17 protein-coding genes are annotated in these 16922 nt (G+C 39.7%); 2 read left to right on the top strand and 15 right to left on the bottom strand.

Annotated features, from left to right (window positions below):
• Positions 1 to 3 precede the first annotated feature (3 nt).
• On the top strand, positions 4 to 903 hold the full coding sequence (locus tag ACPUEN_RS03255) for a hypothetical protein (protein WP_425638408.1): 900 nt from the start codon (positions 4 to 6) through the stop codon (positions 901 to 903).
• Here the strand turns inward: ACPUEN_RS03255 and ACPUEN_RS03250 are convergent.
• Both ACPUEN_RS03250 and ACPUEN_RS03245 read right to left on the bottom strand, forming a co-directional pair.
• On the bottom strand, positions 900 to 1448 hold the full coding sequence (locus tag ACPUEN_RS03250; protein WP_425638406.1) for a GNAT family N-acetyltransferase: 549 nt from the start codon (positions 1446 to 1448) through the stop codon (positions 900 to 902). The two genes, ACPUEN_RS03255 and ACPUEN_RS03250, sit on opposite strands and share 4 nt — an antisense overlap.
• Positions 1448 to 2572, bottom strand: a complete 1125-nt coding sequence (locus ACPUEN_RS03245; RefSeq protein ID WP_425638405.1) for a pyridoxal phosphate-dependent aminotransferase — start codon at positions 2570 to 2572, stop codon at positions 1448 to 1450. The genes ACPUEN_RS03250 and ACPUEN_RS03245 overlap by 1 nt, the downstream gene beginning before the upstream one ends.
• Before the next feature lie 198 nt (positions 2573 to 2770).
• Between ACPUEN_RS03245 and ACPUEN_RS03240 the strand changes: the two genes are divergently transcribed.
• Positions 2771 to 3562 carry a hypothetical protein gene (locus ACPUEN_RS03240; protein ID WP_425638404.1) on the top strand — a complete coding sequence of 264 codons (792 nt, stop codon included), beginning with the start codon at positions 2771 to 2773 and terminating at the stop codon, positions 3560 to 3562.
• Between the two features lie 112 nt (positions 3563 to 3674).
• On the opposite strand, the gene ACPUEN_RS03235 is transcribed toward ACPUEN_RS03240, so the two are convergent.
• The 13 genes from ACPUEN_RS03235 to ACPUEN_RS03175 form a co-directional block, all read right to left on the bottom strand.
• Positions 3675 to 4859: an MFS transporter gene (locus ACPUEN_RS03235; RefSeq protein WP_425638403.1), complete on the bottom strand. Its 1185-nt coding sequence runs from the start codon at positions 4857 to 4859 to the stop codon at positions 3675 to 3677.
• Positions 4856 to 5875: an L-glyceraldehyde 3-phosphate reductase gene (gene mgrA, locus ACPUEN_RS03230; RefSeq protein WP_425638401.1), complete on the bottom strand. Its 1020-nt coding sequence runs from the start codon at positions 5873 to 5875 to the stop codon at positions 4856 to 4858. Before mgrA ends, ACPUEN_RS03235 begins: the two co-directional genes overlap by 4 nt.
• A gap of 23 nt (positions 5876 to 5898) precedes the next feature.
• Positions 5899 to 7233 (bottom strand): YfcC family protein, encoded by a 1335-nt coding sequence (locus tag ACPUEN_RS03225; RefSeq protein WP_425638400.1) that lies wholly within the window; start codon positions 7231 to 7233, stop codon positions 5899 to 5901.
• A gap of 13 nt (positions 7234 to 7246) precedes the next feature.
• Positions 7247 to 8365 carry a serine hydrolase domain-containing protein gene (locus tag ACPUEN_RS03220; RefSeq protein ID WP_425638398.1) on the bottom strand — a complete coding sequence of 373 codons (1119 nt, stop codon included), beginning with the start codon at positions 8363 to 8365 and terminating at the stop codon, positions 7247 to 7249.
• A 92-nt stretch (positions 8366 to 8457) separates the two neighbouring features.
• Positions 8458 to 9393: a DUF5996 family protein gene (locus tag ACPUEN_RS03215; RefSeq protein WP_425638397.1), complete on the bottom strand. Its 936-nt coding sequence runs from the start codon at positions 9391 to 9393 to the stop codon at positions 8458 to 8460.
• 49 nt (positions 9394 to 9442) lie between these two features.
• On the bottom strand, positions 9443 to 10141 hold the full coding sequence (locus tag ACPUEN_RS03210) for an SIR2 family NAD-dependent protein deacylase (protein ID WP_425638395.1): 699 nt from the start codon (positions 10139 to 10141) through the stop codon (positions 9443 to 9445).
• Positions 10142 to 10306: 165 nt separating this feature from the next.
• The gene (trmB, locus tag ACPUEN_RS03205; protein ID WP_425638394.1) at positions 10307 to 10966 is read right to left on the bottom strand and encodes a tRNA (guanosine(46)-N7)-methyltransferase TrmB; all 660 of its coding nucleotides are present in this window, start codon (positions 10964 to 10966) and stop codon (positions 10307 to 10309) included.
• The gene (locus ACPUEN_RS03200) at positions 10967 to 12301 is read right to left on the bottom strand and encodes a bifunctional folylpolyglutamate synthase/dihydrofolate synthase (protein ID WP_425638393.1); all 1335 of its coding nucleotides are present in this window, start codon (positions 12299 to 12301) and stop codon (positions 10967 to 10969) included.
• 3 nt (positions 12302 to 12304) lie between these two features.
• Positions 12305 to 13261: an energy transducer TonB gene (locus ACPUEN_RS03195; protein WP_425638392.1), complete on the bottom strand. Its 957-nt coding sequence runs from the start codon at positions 13259 to 13261 to the stop codon at positions 12305 to 12307.
• A gap of 4 nt (positions 13262 to 13265) precedes the next feature.
• Positions 13266 to 13655 (bottom strand): ExbD/TolR family protein, encoded by a 390-nt coding sequence (locus ACPUEN_RS03190; RefSeq protein ID WP_111610407.1) that lies wholly within the window; start codon positions 13653 to 13655, stop codon positions 13266 to 13268.
• Between the two features lies 1 nt (position 13656).
• Complete coding sequence (locus ACPUEN_RS03185) at positions 13657 to 14346, bottom strand: MotA/TolQ/ExbB proton channel family protein (RefSeq protein ID WP_111610408.1); 690 nt, start codon at positions 14344 to 14346, stop codon at positions 13657 to 13659.
• Position 14347: 1 nt separating this feature from the next.
• Positions 14348 to 15133 (bottom strand): hypothetical protein, encoded by a 786-nt coding sequence (locus tag ACPUEN_RS03180; protein ID WP_425638390.1) that lies wholly within the window; start codon positions 15131 to 15133, stop codon positions 14348 to 14350.
• Positions 15134 to 15202: 69 nt separating this feature from the next.
• Positions 15203 to 16921 (bottom strand): TonB-dependent receptor, encoded by a 1719-nt coding sequence (locus ACPUEN_RS03175; RefSeq protein ID WP_425638389.1) that lies wholly within the window; start codon positions 16919 to 16921, stop codon positions 15203 to 15205.
• Position 16922: the final 1 nt, after the last annotated feature.

Genomic DNA, 16922 nt, shown 5'->3' with positions numbered 1-16922 from the left:
TAAATGAATAAAGCGATTGTAATACCAGAATCATGGTCTATACCAGCTGGATTTTTTGTAGCGAGGTTGAATAAATTTCAACCTCGCTTTTTCACCATTTCCATTCCAGATGCTGTTTATTTGGACTCCGAGTCATTTTTAACTAAGCTATATGCCGCAGTTGATCAGCATGCTGCAAATTCAGCATTGGTCGTATTGCCACATTCTTGGGCTAAGGTTAATAAAATGCAAGATTGGCCTCCTATTGTATGCAATGAGAAATTTCGACCAGTGGTAAACTCAATCTTTTTTGCCGATGAATGGAAGGAATTGGAGAATGCGCTATTGGATTTTCTCTGTGATAAAATTGATTTGGCTCCTAAAACACATTTGACTTGTCAATATCAACAACCGTACACTAAAATGCTAAAACTGTGGTCGGAAGCCGGAGCCGAAGATTTTCACCCAGGCGATTTTTACAAAACCGAGATTCTTTCTGCAATCTCGACTATGACTGGAAATTGGGTGTATTGGGGCCATGGGGAGGCAAATCTTCTGAGAGGCTATGGCCATCTCGAAAAGGACGAATTACTAGCTCATATTCCAGCTAAACCACTGAATGCCACACTTTGGTTTACCTGTTCCACTCTTGAAAAGCATTCAACTGAAAATATTGCTCTCAGCTGGTATCGTAGCGGCGCAACCAAATGTCTTTTAGCAAGTCCGAATAAAATAAATACAGAAGCAAACCAGATGCTTTCGGCAGCTTGGTTAGCCGCTTCAAAATCTCCACCAATAGCAAGTATTGCTGCTGTTATCTTAAAACTGATTCAGGAAGAATCAAAAGAAATAACCGAAGTACTTAGAAACTACTATCTCCTCGGAAATCCTTGGGTACACGCGGGCATAGGAGATCAAAATTAAGCCAGCTTGGGTCTCCACTCACTATCCAGCACGCTATAATAAATAGTATCTCTTCGTCTACCGTGAGTGAGTAAAGTATGGCTTCTTAGTACTCCTTCCTCGACCGCCCCAAATTTCATCAATGCCTTTCGAGCAGGTAAATTCAGTACATCGGTTTTGATTTCAACACGCTTGAGTTTTAAAGTCTCAAAGCAATATTCAAGCATCAAAAGCTTCATGGCCTGATTGATGCCTGTACCATGAAATTCCCTGCCGAGCCAAGTCCAACCAATTTCTATCCTTTGGTCTCTTTCAGAATAGTTTCCAAAAGCAGTGCTCCCTACTGCTTGGTTTAATTGTTTATCCCAAACCAAAAATTGCAGGCGAGCTCCAGCTAAAGCAGGCTTTGCCCATTCCTCAAATTCTGAAGGAATACTCAGGTCATATGTGAAGTAAGTCCAAAGATTTGGATCATTTGCCAGTGGCATCAAAATTGGAAAATCCTGCTCTGTAAGAGGTCTGAGCAGGATTTTATCATTTTCTAAAACTATATTGGAATTCAACATTAGCCTAAAACTTCTTTTATTGCTTCGTTATAAAGTACTACTTCTTCTATAGTACCGGTAGAAATTCTGCACCAGTCATTCAACGGTTCGAAAGGCCTACCGACAATAAACCCTTTATCAAACATCGTCTTATTCAATTCTTTGATATCCCTTCCTGAGTGAAAAAAAATGAAGTTCGCATGCGAATCCAAATAGGGCAACTTCAAATCATTCAGTGTTTTTGTAAGCAAAGATTTAGCTTCCGCAGTTTTTTGAAGAGAAAATTGGTAAAAGTCTTTGTCAAGGAGCGCAGCCTTACTTGCTTCAATAGCCATTATATTAGTATTGGCAACTACTCGATCCGAAAGTAATTTGGCCAACTCAGGCTTTGCAATCAAATAACCCATCCTAATCCCTGCCAGACCGTAAACTTTTGAAAAAGTACGGGAAACTACCACATCGTAACCTTGTTTCACCAACTCAACCATCGATGGGTAATCCGGTTCGGTGATGTAATCATAGTAGGCTTCATCAGAGAAAACTACAGCTTGCTTGCTCACTGTTTTGCAAAAATCCACCACTTGATCTGCAGGAAGTAATTTACCAGTTGGGTTATTGGGATTACAAAGAAAAACCATTTTGGTTTTATAGGAAACCCGTTTCTCTATTTCCTCCAAATCAAAATCCAAGTCCTTGTTCAATGGCACCCAATTGATATCTGTGCCCCAAAGCTCAGCATAGCTCATCATTGATAAAAAGGTAGGTGAACATGAGATGATCTCTCCCCCACCTCCAAAAGTGATCCCGGCTATTTTCAATCCTTCGGTAGAACCTGCTACCAACACAATGTGGTCTTCAGGAACTCCTTCTTTTTCGGCGATCATTTTGACTAAGTCACCATTGAATCCCCAAGGGTAGCGACAGCCATTATCAAATCCTTTTATCATAGCATTTCGCATGGATTCTGATGGGCCGTACGGATTCTCATTAGAACCCAGGCGAATTGGTGAATCAATGGGTCTAGGATTATACTTTCTGATTTCCTCGGCAGAAAGAGAACTGAATATCCCAGTCGTTCCTAAGGCAGCTAATCCACTACCAAAAGAAGCTTTTTTTAGCCATGATCTTCTTGAAATTCCTGACATGATTTTACCATTTAATTGTTAAAATAATAATGTACAACCACACATATTATAATATTTTCATCATTAAAGTATTTTTATTAATAATAGCATATTTGGAAAAAGTGGGTCCCCGTAAAATTATCTATTATTATTTGTTTGTGGCTCAAAATAATTATTTAAATTATACAAAAGCGAAATTAACCCTAAACCCTAATATTCATGAAAAAGCTATTACTTTTCTTAGTCTTTGGGATGCTTTGGGTAAGTAGTCTCAAGGCTCAACAATCACAGTATATGGTATTCGAATTTGTCAAGGTTGAAAATGATCAACTGTTTGACTACATCGAGTTTAAAGATTTAATGGAAAAAGTTTATCGCCAGGCTCTGAGCGACAAAAGAATTAAAGGTTGGGATTTTTGGTCACTTCAATCTGGTGGCGATCACTCAGATTTTCAATACATCATGGTCACCTATTACGATGACCCTGTCAAAATGATGAATGGGCTAGATGAAAAATCTATGATGGAATATACTAGAATAGCATATCCTCATCTGAGTAGCATTCAAGTAAGCAATTTGTTTCAGGAGTCTCTTAGTATGCGGGATATGCCTATGCGGCTGTATATGAGGGAAATCGCTGAAACAAATGATAATTTCCAAATGAAACCTGGAGTATTGGCTTCCTTCGATTTGATGAAAGCAAAAGAAGGAAACTTCGAAGCGTATGAGGAAGCTGAATCAGAGGTTTTTAAACCTATACATCAGAAATTTGTAGAGCAAGGCTTAATGGGTCACTGGAGTTTGCTAAGAACGGCACTACCACTTGGATCTGAAGCCAAATCAACTCACTTGACAATGAATATATACAAAGATTATATGCAGTTCTTTAACGCTCAATCCTATGAGGATATGACTCAAACTGAGGAGCAAAGAATAGCTGTAAATGAAGGCTTAAACTCAAGAGACCAAAAATGGGTTTATCTAGCAACATTAGAAAACGTAGTTCGATAGTCCGGTTGTAACTTACGTGAGGAGGTTTTGAAAAAAGCCTCCTTTTTTTTATTTATTTTAAATCAGTGGTGAATCTGGTTTATGTACTTTTTATGTAATTGTATGGCCTATTTTATATAGAAGTCTTTTGGTTGGCGTACAACCTAAAAAAGAATAACCCTGAAACTGGACCGATAAATAGCAAAGCCAATACTACATCAATCCTCAACCAAGTAAGTAAAAATTGAGCAAGTTGAATACTTATGATAGAAAGGGCAAAACCCATGGAATTGACAAGAGTAAGTGCAGTTCCTCGATACTCTGCCGGAACACTTTGAGCTACCAAAGTGGAAAACTGTGGTGAATCTGCCGTAACAAACATTCCCCAGAATAACAGTAGACTCATCCATATCCAACTTGAAGAACCACCGGTAAATAGGACTAAAACACAGCATATACCGGAGCCAAAAAGTGCCACCTGAGCGACTTTTGAGCTGCCAATTCGCTTGGCTACTACCCCTCCAAAAGCACAAGAAAATGCTCCTATTGCAATCACAAAAAATGAAAGTAAACTATCACTTGCCTGCATTGCTTCATTTCCATTAAAAAAAATAACCAGAACAGGTACAAAAGCCCAGAAAGTATAGAGCTCCCACATATGTCCAAAATACCCTGAAGCTGCACTTTTCAATGCTTTGATTTTAGAGAGCTTTGGCAAAAGCCGAATATCAAATTGTGAGTTGATTTTATGAAAAGGTCCATCAGGAACAAAAAAACCAACTACAGCCCCTCCTATCATTGCTAGGACAGAGGTAGACAAGAGTACTTGTTGCCATGAAAAATTCAGATCTAATCCTTTCAAAAGGTGAGGAAAAGCAGTTCCTAAAACCAAAGCACCAACCAAAAAACCCAAAGCTGCACCTAGACCTTTTTGAAAGTAATCCGCAGCGATTTTCATTCCCACAGGATAAATACCCGCCAAGAAAAACCCAACCATAAAACGACAGATCAGCACCACTGTCAATTGAATGGGTAAAAGGACAATTAGGAGATTAAAGCTAGCTGCCAGAATAGAGCTGACCAAAAACACGTTGCTCGGAGAAAAACGATCTGGAATAGAAAAAACAGCAAACAATAAGGTGCCCAAAATAAATCCTAACTGCACCACTGAAGTGATTGTAGCTAAAATCTCAGGAACTTCAAGAAGTTGGCTGATTTCTGGCGCCACAGCATTTCCTGCAAACCAAAGAGAAGTGCCTAGAAATTGAGCTACAACGATCAAGATTAAGGCACTTCCAGCTGTTAATTGGGATTTCAAGCTCCTAAGATTCGGCTGATCATAGTCACTTCTTCAGTGCTGAAAACAGAATTCTTCACAGCATTTACATTATCGTCTAATTGCTCTGGCTTCGATACTCCCACCAAAACTGATGTGATTCGCTCATCTTTTAATAACCAAGCAATAGCCATTTGAGCAAGTGTTTGGCCTCTGCCAATCGCAATATCATTTAATCTTGAAATCATGCTAATCTTCTCTTCTGAAATCTGTGCGGCTTTCAGGTACCTACCATCTTTTGCAGCTCGGGAATCCTCAGGAATACCTTTTAAGTATTTGTCGGTAAGTAGTCCTTGCTCCAATGGAGAAAAAGCTATACTCCCTACTCCTTTTTCACCCAAAACATCCATCAGGCCATTTTCCACCCAGCGATCGATCATGGAATAGCGTGGTTGATGAATCAAAAGAGGTGTGCCCAAGCGTTCTAAGATAGCGTAAGCTTTGGCAGTATCTTCTGCGCTGTACTGGGAAATACCAACGTAAAGTGCCTTGCCTTGTCTTACTAAAAGATCAAGGGCACCCATTGTCTCCTCAAGTGGAGTATCTGGATCAGGTCTGTGATGATAGAAAATATCTACATAATCCACTCCCATTCTTTTCAAGCTTTGATCACAGCTGGCTACTAGATACTTTTTGGAACCAAAGTTTCCATAAGGACCTGGCCACATATCCCAGCCTGCTTTTGAAGATAAAATCAGTTCATCTCTCAAGGAAGCGAAGTCCTTTTTCAAGATTCTTCCAAAATTCTCTTCCGCGGATCCAAAAGGAGGCCCATAATTGTTGGCTAGGTCAAAGTGACAAATACCAAGATCGAAAGCCCGACGAAGAATAGATCTACCTAGTGTAAAATCTGCGTTGTGACCGAAGTTGTGCCAAAGTCCAAGACTGATTTCTGGTAGAACTAAGCCACTTTTACCGCATCTACGGTATTTCATCTGATGGTAGCGATCAGCCGCAGGTTGATAAGGTAAAAGTGGGGAATGATCGTTAATGTCCATTTATTGAAGGTTTATATGTTAGTTTAGGAAAACCAAAATAGAGCGATTAAAACTGATATCAAACCTAAGCCCATAAGAAGTAACCAACTTTTCCATAAGTAGCTGATCCAATTGTTGAATTTGATTCCCGCAGCTGCAATTACCGCCATCATCCCACCATTTGTAGGGGTAATAAGATCCATTAATCCCGCAGCATACTGATAGGTGAGTACAGCTACTTGACGGGAAATCCCTAATAGATCCATTAAAGGGACTGCAAGAGGCGTAGTCAGGACCGCCTGTCCTGAAGTGCTTGGCACAGGAATATGAATTATAGCTTGACTTAGATATAGTCCAATAGCTGCAAATTGAATAGGTAAACTTTCTAAAGGGACAAATAATCCATGAATGATCGGGTCAATGATAGCTGTTTTCTGAAGAATCAAATAAACACTTCGAGCTAATCCCACAATAACTCCAGCAAAAATCAACTCACCAAAACCCTCTGTATATGCTCTAGCAGTGCCATTAAGCCCTAATTTTCCAACCAAACCACAACTCATCCCAACAACAAAAAACAATGCACTCATTTCATTATAACCCCAATCTTGATAAACAATGCCCCAAGCCATTATTCCAATCCCACTAAAGGTTAGTATCAAAATCACTGTATGTCTCAGTGAAATCTTAACAGGTTTCATTTCATAGGATTCGGAGGTTGATTTATTCAGTTTACCGTACTTAATATGGTAAGCACACCAAATCAAGATAGCTACAACCCAAAATAAAATCCTGAAGGCAAACCCTTCCTGAAAATCAAGTTCAGCAATAGTTTGTGACAACAAAGAGCCGAAGGGATTGACAGGAGAAAAACTTGCACCAACAAGTGCAGAGCCTAATGCCAGTGCAATAATCGATCTTATATCATAGTTTATTTTCTTTGCTAAAAGCACGAAAATAGGCGCCATAGCAATCAGTTCCTCCTGCATCGCAATCGTGGCGCCACAAAAAGCAAAAACAAACCCGATGAAATAGAGAAGCAAATATTTCTTATTCCTAAACCTATAAATCAAAGCTTCGATCCCTTCCTGAAGTGCTCCGGTTTTCTCAACCACATAAAAAGCTCCTCCAATAAGTAAAATCAAAACAACGATGTCAGCTCCTAAAATAATCCCTTCAGGGACCGCTAAAGCTATGTCATAGATAGACGCATTGTGATCTTCAATTGAGTCGAAACTGCCGGGAACTATCACCTCTCTGCCAGTTTCTAAATCCAGTATCCGTTCATAGCTGCCTGATTGAATAAAATAGCTAGACAATCCAGCCAAAACAACAAATCCTAAAAGAATAATAATCGGATGTGGAAAAGATAACCTCATTTAAAAACAGAATTCAAGGTGAAATATATGAAAGGACTTGATTTGCAATTTTAGTTCTAAAACCCTCTTCATCTTTTGAATTAGAAAAGAGGAATATACCAGTGTTCTCTTCGCCGGAATAAAAAAATAAGCTTGAATAACCAGCTTGGCCTCCAAAATGACCAACCCAGTCTGAGCCATTAACTTGGATTTTCTGAAAACCCAAAGGAACTTCGGAATCAGTAGTGAGCCAGCTAAGATGTTTAGAAAACTTCCCTCTTTGGTCATTCAATAAATGGATCAAAGCAATACTCATGTCTTTTGTAGTCGTAACTAATCCAGAAGAAGGTGATGGCAGAATTTTGAACTTAATTCTTTTTGGCTCTATTCTTTTCCAAATAAAGGTTTTCTGATATCCTGTTAGACCATTTTCCTCCAAAGGCCAGTCACTCACATATTCAGAGTTTATCATTTCTGTAGGTTTAAAAACATGAGTTTTGACAATGGAATCCAACTCAAAATCATCAAGAGCTGAAAGCAGAAAACCTAATAAGTCATAGTTTGAATCAGCATACTCATAGGTAATCGAATCTGAGTGATAGCTAGTCACATCCCCGACAAATCCCATCCCCCACTCACTTAGGTTTTGAGATTTTGAAAAAGAAAGGATTTGCTCAGAAAAACTTTTGTCTCGGATTCCTGATTGATGTAATAAAAGATTATCAATTTGAATATTGGTAAGGCTGGAGGAATTAGGGATTTCATCCAGTTTAAGAGAATATAAAGAGTCCGTGGCGCGAATTTCTTTATCCTGAAAAGAACTTGCCACTCCTAAAGCAATGAATAGTTTGGAAATGGAAGCAACTAAAATTTTGCTATCCACTGTTAGTGAATCCTTTGTTTCCAGGTTTTCAAAACCAAAGGCATTCAAATAAATCACCTTTCCATCTTTGACTACTGCAGCAGATATTCCTGGCAATAAGTAAGTTAACATTGATTCTCGCAAAATAGAATCTACTCCGTCTTGCATGCTATTCACTTTGGCGTTGGGGGCTATACGAACTTTAGGAAAGCTATTCCACCATTCCCAAGCTATAAAAAGAGCAGTCCAGAAAACCAAAACAGCTGCTAACACTTTGATTTTCTTGGCCATAGATAAAAGAACTTTTAATCAATTTAAAATTGTATTCCCTCTTTATCAGTGCTTTCAGGATTAATTTATGATCCAAGAAAAGCGTGCATATCCTATTTATTTTCCAAGTGTGAAAAATCACAATCAAGTTCCTCACGGTTCCAATTCCCACATTTAGCAGCAGCTTCATAGCTACTTTGTAAAAATTCAAGAAGGGTCTTAGTTGGGTCGGACGACTTCTGTACATCTTCATAAGTCAGCATAAACTCACCCATTTCTTTGCTCCAAAAGGCTTTCTCAGGAGATATTTTTGCATCCTTAAAGTCAGGATAATTTGGATAAGTGTATGCGTAGAAAATAGGAGTTTTGAAGGCTTCACTGCCCGGCCAAAACCCAACACTAAATACTTCATGTGAATAAGCCTCCTGCATCACTGAAGTAGGAATATTTGGAACCTGACCAGTAAATTCCGGAGCTTTATTTCCTGAAAATCGTGTGTACGCTAAATCAAAAGACCCCCAGAAGAAGTGAATTGGACTATTTTTTCCAGTGAATTTCGTTCTAAAATAACCAAAAACATTCTGAATATGAACCAACACTTTCCAAAGACTTTGGGCTGTATTTGCTTGGTAAATGATTCTTTTCTTGTTTTTTGGAAATGGAATTGGATCAGGAACTTCATTGGGACTCTCATGTATTTTCACATTAATTCCCAAAAACTTCAATTTCTCCATCAACTGTTCATAGAAGCTAGCAACAGTCTGACCTCCAAGTGCAAATCGATCACGGGAACCATTACTGGTTTTTATCCGCAATTCATGATGAATGAAATCAAATTTGATTTCGAAAACGCCACCGTCATAAGGGATATTTCCCGTTGTTAATCCCTGCGCATCCACATATAATGACACATGCCAGGAGTGATTTTGCCATGGAGATTTTTTTAGCCTCACCTTCCCTACTATCTGCGTCCACTGATGTAAGAGATAAATGGTGTCTTTATTCTCCTCAAATTGAAATACTGGCCAAGAATTCTTTTTAGATGCCATAAGTAAAAGTTTATCCTTCAATTTATAGGTTTTCCTTCCTGAACAAAAATTAAATTTGAGACTTTAACAATTTCTCCAAAGTTTTCATGCCTTTTGTGGCGTTTTCAAGGATATTAACCACTTTTCTTCTAAAATTTACCTCTGGATTTTTTGGATCAATCACATAAATAAGTGTGTCATCTGGGACAAAATCAACTAAGCTAGCGGCTGGATATACTTGAAGTGAGGTTCCGATCACCACAAAAACATCTGCAGTAGTGGCAATTTCTATGGCATTTTCCATCATAGGAACCTGCTCACCAAACCACACAATATGTGGGCGCAGTTGGCTTCCCTTTTCACATTTATCTCCTTCTTTTATCTCCCAATGATCTAAGTTGTAAACCAAACTAGGGTCAAGACTACTCTGCGCTTTTTTCAATTCTCCATGAAGATGAATGACTTTGGTAGAACCAGCACGTTCATGTAGGTCATCGACATTTTGAGTGATGATGGACACCTGAAAGTCTCTCTCCAGCTCCGCTAAAATCGTATGTGCCTCATTAGGCTCGCAATCCAGCAATTGCTTCCTCCGTTGATTGTAAAAATTCTGAACGAGTGCTCGATTCCTCCTCCAACCTTCCGGTGAAGCTACTTCCATCACATCGTGACCTTCCCACAGTCCTCCAGAATCCCTAAAAGTTTTGATACCACTTTCAGCAGAAATTCCTGCACCGCTCAGAATTACCAAATGTTTCTTTTTGCTCATGATCTTATTTTTTGCCCGCAGATTCTCGCAGATAAATGTCGCAGATATTCGCTGATGATTCGATTTGATTCAATTGGTCCAGAATTTAAAATATCCGATAATCTGCGGTTTTTATCCGCGCAAATCTGCAGGAAATGAATCCGAAGAAAATAAATCTGCTGAATCCTATATAAACCTACACTTCAAATACTTGATTTTCTCCCCCTTTTCAGAAAACATCTTTTCGTATCGTGTCTGAATCCCAAAATGATCATCTTTCCATTCAGATTGGTAAAAATCATGCGTAAATCCTAAGACTTCAATATCTTCTCTACTTTGAAAAAGCTCCAATGAATAATTAAAAAGGTCTGTATTATCGGTTTTAAAATGTAAAAAGCCGTCCTTCTTCAGCATGGGCTTATACATATCCAAAAAGCGTGGAGAAGTCAATCTACGCTTCTCATCTCCATCTCTAGGAAAGGGGTCAGGGAATGTGATCCACAGCTCAGAAATCTCATCTGCGGCGAAATATTTCTCTAACAGCTCTATCTGTGTTCTGAGGAAAGCCACATTGTGAATACCTTCTTTGGTGGCGGTAGAGCTACCTTTCCAAATACGGCTTCCTTTGATATCTACGCCAATAAAGTTCTGGTTTGGGAAATTACGAGCTAAACCAACTGTGAATTCACCTCTTCCGCAAGCAAGTTCTACGACTAAAGGATTCTGATTTTGAAACTGAACTTCTTTCCAATTTCCTTTGATCGTTTCAAAAATTGGCTTACCAGCCTGGATTACATTTGGGTTCTCGTCGTTCTCTTGGAAGCGAACCAGTTTTTTTCTACTCATCTAAAGCTCTTCGATTTCTGCAACCACAAAAGTACTCCCTCCCACAAAAATCAAGTCATCTTTGTCGGCATTTTTTCTGGCAAATGCTAAAGCTTCATTGATATCTGGGATTATGTCACCTTTCAAACCCATAGAAAGCGCCTTCTCTGCCAATTGCACTGCCGGTAAAGCTCTAGGAAGTTTCGCTTCACAAAAGACATAGTTTGCAGATTTTGGAAGCATAGAAAGCACCTTGGATATATCCTTATCCTGAACCATTCCTATGACAAACCATGACTGCTCATAGTTGTAGGTTTCCAATTGAGAAAGAATTTCTCGAAACCCAGCTTCATTATGACCCGTGTCACAAATCACTGTAGGGTTCAAAGAGATCGTTTGCCATCTTCCTTTCAGTCCAGTCAATTCTGTGACATTTTTCAATCCTTCGAATACAGCTTCATCAGGCAAGCTCCATCCCATATGCCTCATTTGAGAGACGGATTCTAAGATTCCAGGAAGGTTATATTTCTGGTAATTTCCATTCAGCCCAAAAGTCAAATCATACGATTTCTCCTTGGCCGCCGCTTTGGTCTGTGTCTTTCCAGACAGAAACACTGCTTTCTTAGAGTTAATCTGATACCTAGCCCTCCCATCTTCCTCCGCAATTTTCTCAGCCTTCCACTTTTCATCCGCAAAAGTGATCGGAGCATTCATTTTCTTGGCTTTTTCAAGGAAAACAGAGCTTGTTTCCTCATGTGTTTCGCTGATTACCACAGGTACATTTGCCTTGATAATCCCAGCTTTTTCACCTGCAATCAACGGCAGAGTATCACCCAAAAACTGCATATGATCAAAACCAATATTGGTGATCAAAGAAAGTTCGGGCGTAATAACATTAGTACTATCGAAGTTCCCACCCATGCCCACTTCTATGATAGCTATATCGACTTCTTGCTGCGCAAAGTGCCAGAAAGCCATTCCGACAGTCATTTCAAAGAAACTAGGCTTCAGTTCATCAAGAAAGGTTTTGTTTTCTTCTACGAACTGTACCACTAAATCAGGACTGATTTCCAAACCGTTTATTCTGATTCGCTCAGTGAATGACTTGAGATGGGGGGAAGTATAAAGTCCTGTTTTGTAACCAGCACTCTGAAAAATAGCAGCCAAACAATGGGAAGAACTTCCTTTCCCATTGGTACCTGCCACGTGAATTGATTTGAATTTACGCTCAGGATTTCCGAGATGATCGCAAAGCAAAATCGTGCTTCGAAGGTCCTTTCGGAAAGCTGAAGCTCCCACTCGCTGAAACATGGGAAGAGAATTGAATAAATAATCCAGCGTCTCCTGGTAATTCATTACTTAATCCACCTTAATAACAAATGTAATCTTACCAGTAGAAAACTCAGCAGCTGCGCCACCTTGCTTCTTAAAGGAAATCTGATTTACTACCTGACGGTAATAAGCCAATACATCATTGGACACATTATATTCCAAAGGAACTGCTTGAACTACTCTCCCCAAATCATCAATGGTGATTTTAAAAACTATTCTACCATTACGGGTAGACACTCTATCATTGATGTTAGGTCGCTGGGCGAAATCCCAACCTGCAAGGTCTAGGCTATAGCCATCGCCTGAATTTGCACCTTTTCCAGAACCAACGCCCATGATTGCTCTACCATCAACAGTTCCTTTCGGATCGCCTTCATCGCCTTTTTCGTTAGATGTGCCCTGAGCTCCACCAGAAGCTGGTTTTGTACCTGTTCCGGATGTACCTCCAGCTCCCATGACAGCCCGCTGATCGATTTTTGGCTTTTCAGGTGCTTTTTGTACAGTTTCTTTTTCCTCAGCTTTGGCAGGGGTTTCTACTGGCTTGGCAACTTCCTTTTTAACTGGTTCTGGTTTTTTAGTCTGCTCTGTAGCTTTTTCCTCTCCTCTGATTGGAGAAGGTTTTGTAGTCACAGCTTTATTTACTGATGGTTTTGGCTGAGCTGTTGGCTTTGCAGTTTCTGTTTTTGGACTTGGTGGAGGTGTGGCTGGTTTGCTGACTGCTTCAGCTATTTCCCCAGGTGCAGCAGCCTCCACTACCGGAGTAGGTGTCTCTGAAGGTGCTACTGGACTGTTTCTTTCACCCGAACCTGTAGGAGTAAATCCAAGATTCAACTCCAAACCGAAGGTGGGTAATGGCGGAACTGGTTGCTTCCAAACCACAATAAAATAGAGCGCAATCAAAAGCAACACGTTGAAGATAATGGTGATTATCCACGATTTCTTTTTGCTCTCGTTCTCTATTTTATCTGCATTCCAGTATTCCATTGATTTAGAATGGTTTTGTTGCAATTGAAACATTTGCTTCCAATCCCGCTGCAATTCCTCCGATTTCTACTAGGTATTCTACAGGGACATCTTTGTCTATGTGTAAAACAACCTGACTATCTTTTCCCTTAAGTAGAGAAGTCAATTCGTCCTTGATTTGTTCCCTTGAGACGATTTTGTCATTTACCGAATACTTCAAGTCGTTAGTAACTGTAACGGTAACTTCCTGCATTACGATATCAGATGTCTCGCTGGAAGGCAAATTCACAGGCAATCCTGAAGGTGTAATGAAGGAAGAGGTAAGCATAAAAAAGATCAACAACAGAAAGATGATATCTGTCATGGATGACATGCTGAATGCTGGATCTACTTTATTTTTAGCCTGAAGTCCCATTTTATTTATCTTGTAACAAGTCAATAAATTCGATCGAAGAATACTCCATGTTATGGACAAGCTTCGAAACTTTCGATACTAGAAAATTATATCCTAAATAGGCAATAATACCTACCACCAAACCAGCTGCTGTAGTGATCATGGCTTCATAGATACCTTCGGAAAGAAGCTTTGGAGAAACCATTCCTTCCTCCTGCGCAATGGCAATAAAAGCCTGAATCATACCGGCCACAGTGCCCAAGAAACCTATCATTGGCGCAGCACCGGAGACAGTTGCCAGAAGATTTAGATTTTTTTCCAATTTATAAATCTCGATTTTCCCGACGTTCTCTATCGCTACTTCAATATTTTTCAAAGGAGAACCAATTCGTTCAATACCTTTAGCAATCATATTTGCAACTGGAGTACGTTCACCTGCACAAAGGATTTTCGCTTTTTCAGTCTGACCACTTTGTACCAAGACCTTCACTTGATCCATCAGGTGCGAAGAGGTTGTTGAGGCTTTATTGAGTGTAATTAATCGCTCCACAAAAATGAAAATAGCCAAAATGAATAAAAGGTAAAGCGGAACCATCATGTATCCGCCTTTGATTAGAAGGTCAAGAAGTCCGATGTCATTATTGGTGGCACCCATCGCCAGGCTATCTGCTGCAGAAAGTGTATCTGTAGAGAGCGTTTGAAGTAGAATCATATTAATATTTCAAAATCCATAAATCTTCTGTGTACTGATCTTTGACCCGAGCTAGCTCTTCATTGATGGCAGTCCATCCTCTTGAAGTTCCTATAGCCAAACGATAATTTGTGACATCTTCGTATGGCGTGATGAGGTAAATCGTCTCTGCTCTATTCTTATATTGTTCTGCCTCTTCCAAAGCCAAAGCCTCATTTGGAAGGCTTCCCACTATAATATAGAATTGAGCTCGTTCAGCTTTTTCTTCAACTCGAACCAAAGTTCCAGCTACCTCTGACGCAATAGTTGTACCAGTTTGAGCTGATTCTGCGACAGGTGAAACAGAAGTTATAGAATCTGAAATATTTTCTTGATTATCAATCGTTTGTGTTTCTTCACTTGGGCTAGAATTGAGTGCAACTGCATCATTCTCTTCCGTTTCTGAACCCTCTGTAGATTCAGAAACTAGGCCCTCTGAACCTTGAACTGGGATACTGCTTTTATTCATTTGCCAGATAATGACCATTACTACAGTTAATGTCATAACTGCGGCTATCCATATCCAAGAACTATTGGATTTCTTTGCCTCTACTTTAGGCGCTGGTTTAGCTACTTTTTCCGCTTCGGTTACAGGAGGTTTTATGGATTGAATGGTTCTCTTCTTAACCTCACTGACATCAATTGGAGCTGCTTTTTCTTCCTCTTTTTTAGGAGTTTCGGCCTGAGCCAATGGCACTATTTCTACAAATGGAAGTCCATAATCCTTTGGATCAGTCCAATGCTTATTATCTGCAGTTTTATCAGTCATTGCTTTCGGGGAATGTTACGAAACTAAGCGAAATGAGCCTAAAGCCCAACCGAAAGGCTTAAACAAATCTTAGAATTTAAAAGAAGCCCCACCAATAAACTGAATTCCTCGAACTGGATAATTCAACCAGCGCATATTTCGTGCATTCAGGAGATTGTTTCCTTCGGCAAAAATTGAGATTCTATCCGTGATTCCGTAGTCCGCTTTTAATTGTAAATCTGTGATGGTTTTAAGTTTAACAACCTCATATGGTCCAGATTCTCCAAAGATATCGCTTACATCCTGTCCACGTGCTTTAACTCCACCCATCAAATTCAAATTAGCCTGAACTATCAAGCGAGCAATTGGCGTGAACTGATTATTTACTCTTAATTCCCAGATAGGCCTATTCCATGCTTCAGCCTGCGTACTTAGATCGTATTGGTACAAATCCAATCTACTGTTAAGCGTATACATATCTGAGAATTTATATCCCAGTTCTGCATTGATATTGAAAACAGTTGTCTTATCATCATACACCAAGCTGAACCTAGCCGAATCAGTTGTAACGAGGTTGTTGGTGTAATTATTCACAAAGAAATGCATCTGATTGTATCGGCTCATGTTTATAGCCCCGTGATAGCTGAACGCACCATTGAATTGACCTTCTATCCCGCCTTCTACTTTGTAATTCTGAATGGTGTTAAGCAATTGATCACTTGGACCCAAATAAGGATTTTCATTGACAAAACTGTAGTAGGTATTTCTCTGTACATCCCCAGAGAATTCTGCGAAAAAGCCAAATTCTTCAGCAAACTGATAGTTCGCTTTCAGTACTGGAAATACATGAAAATCACTTGATTTATCCTCCAGAGAATCATTTTCCGAAACTAGATTCAAGCCAGCTGTGAAGTTAAATGCCTCATATTTATAGGAAATCGTAGGACGAACAGCAAAATAGGTTCTCTTTAAAGAATAGTTTACGTCTTCAGGATTCGTAGAGAAATAAGACAACCCAACTTTCCCAGCCCAATCTTCTGTAGGTCTGAAAGTCAAACTTGCCTCAGCTCCGAATTGGTTTTCCTTCACCATGTAGCTATCAGTGAAGTTTCTGAAGCTCAACTGACCCTCATAGGAAATCGGACCAACTTTTTCTAATTCACGGATCCCTGCTTTCGCTTCTACCGTCTGCAAGACATTTCCATCAAAGCCGGTAAACTGTCCCGTTTCATCTACCAAATAATTTGGATCTAATCCATAAAACTGATAGCTGTCCTGATTCCAACTCAGCCCACCGAAAACCTCGAAGAGATCTGTAAAATAGCTTCCGTCAAATCCCAAATTAGTATGCGATTCCTTGGACTCTTCAGCCAAAACTGGGCCTTTTCCAAAACTCTGATGATTGAGCTGCAAAGAATAATTAAAGTCTGTTATGTCCGTTCCCATATACCTAGCCTCTAAAAGTGGCGAAGCAAAGTTCCCATAGCCTGCACGAATATATCCTTGGTATAAGTCAAGTTGCTCAGGTGAATAAACTTTTTGTGAAGGTTCAGCCTTCAAATCCAGGGGCTTTAGATTTAGAGGGTAGCTACTTACCAGGTACTTATACTCATTTAGCCCTGTTGGCTTTGGTAATACGGGAAGTTTCTCATACATCCTAGGCTGCACTGGAACAGTCAATACTCGATCTTTTCTAATCACAAATTCCTGATCTGTGACTGCACCTCTTTCTTGGGTTTGAGCCATCGCTAATCCAGATATCAAACCGATAATTCCTGTAAAAAGGATAGTTTTCGCTAGCTTTTTCATG

It is taken from the genome of Algoriphagus yeomjeoni (genome assembly GCF_049821175.1).
Taxonomy (GTDB): Bacteria; Bacteroidota; Bacteroidia; order Cytophagales; family Cyclobacteriaceae; genus Algoriphagus; species Algoriphagus yeomjeoni_A.
The sequence above is the reverse complement of the archived record's forward strand: the minus strand, read 5'-3'. Positions and strand labels throughout refer to the sequence as shown.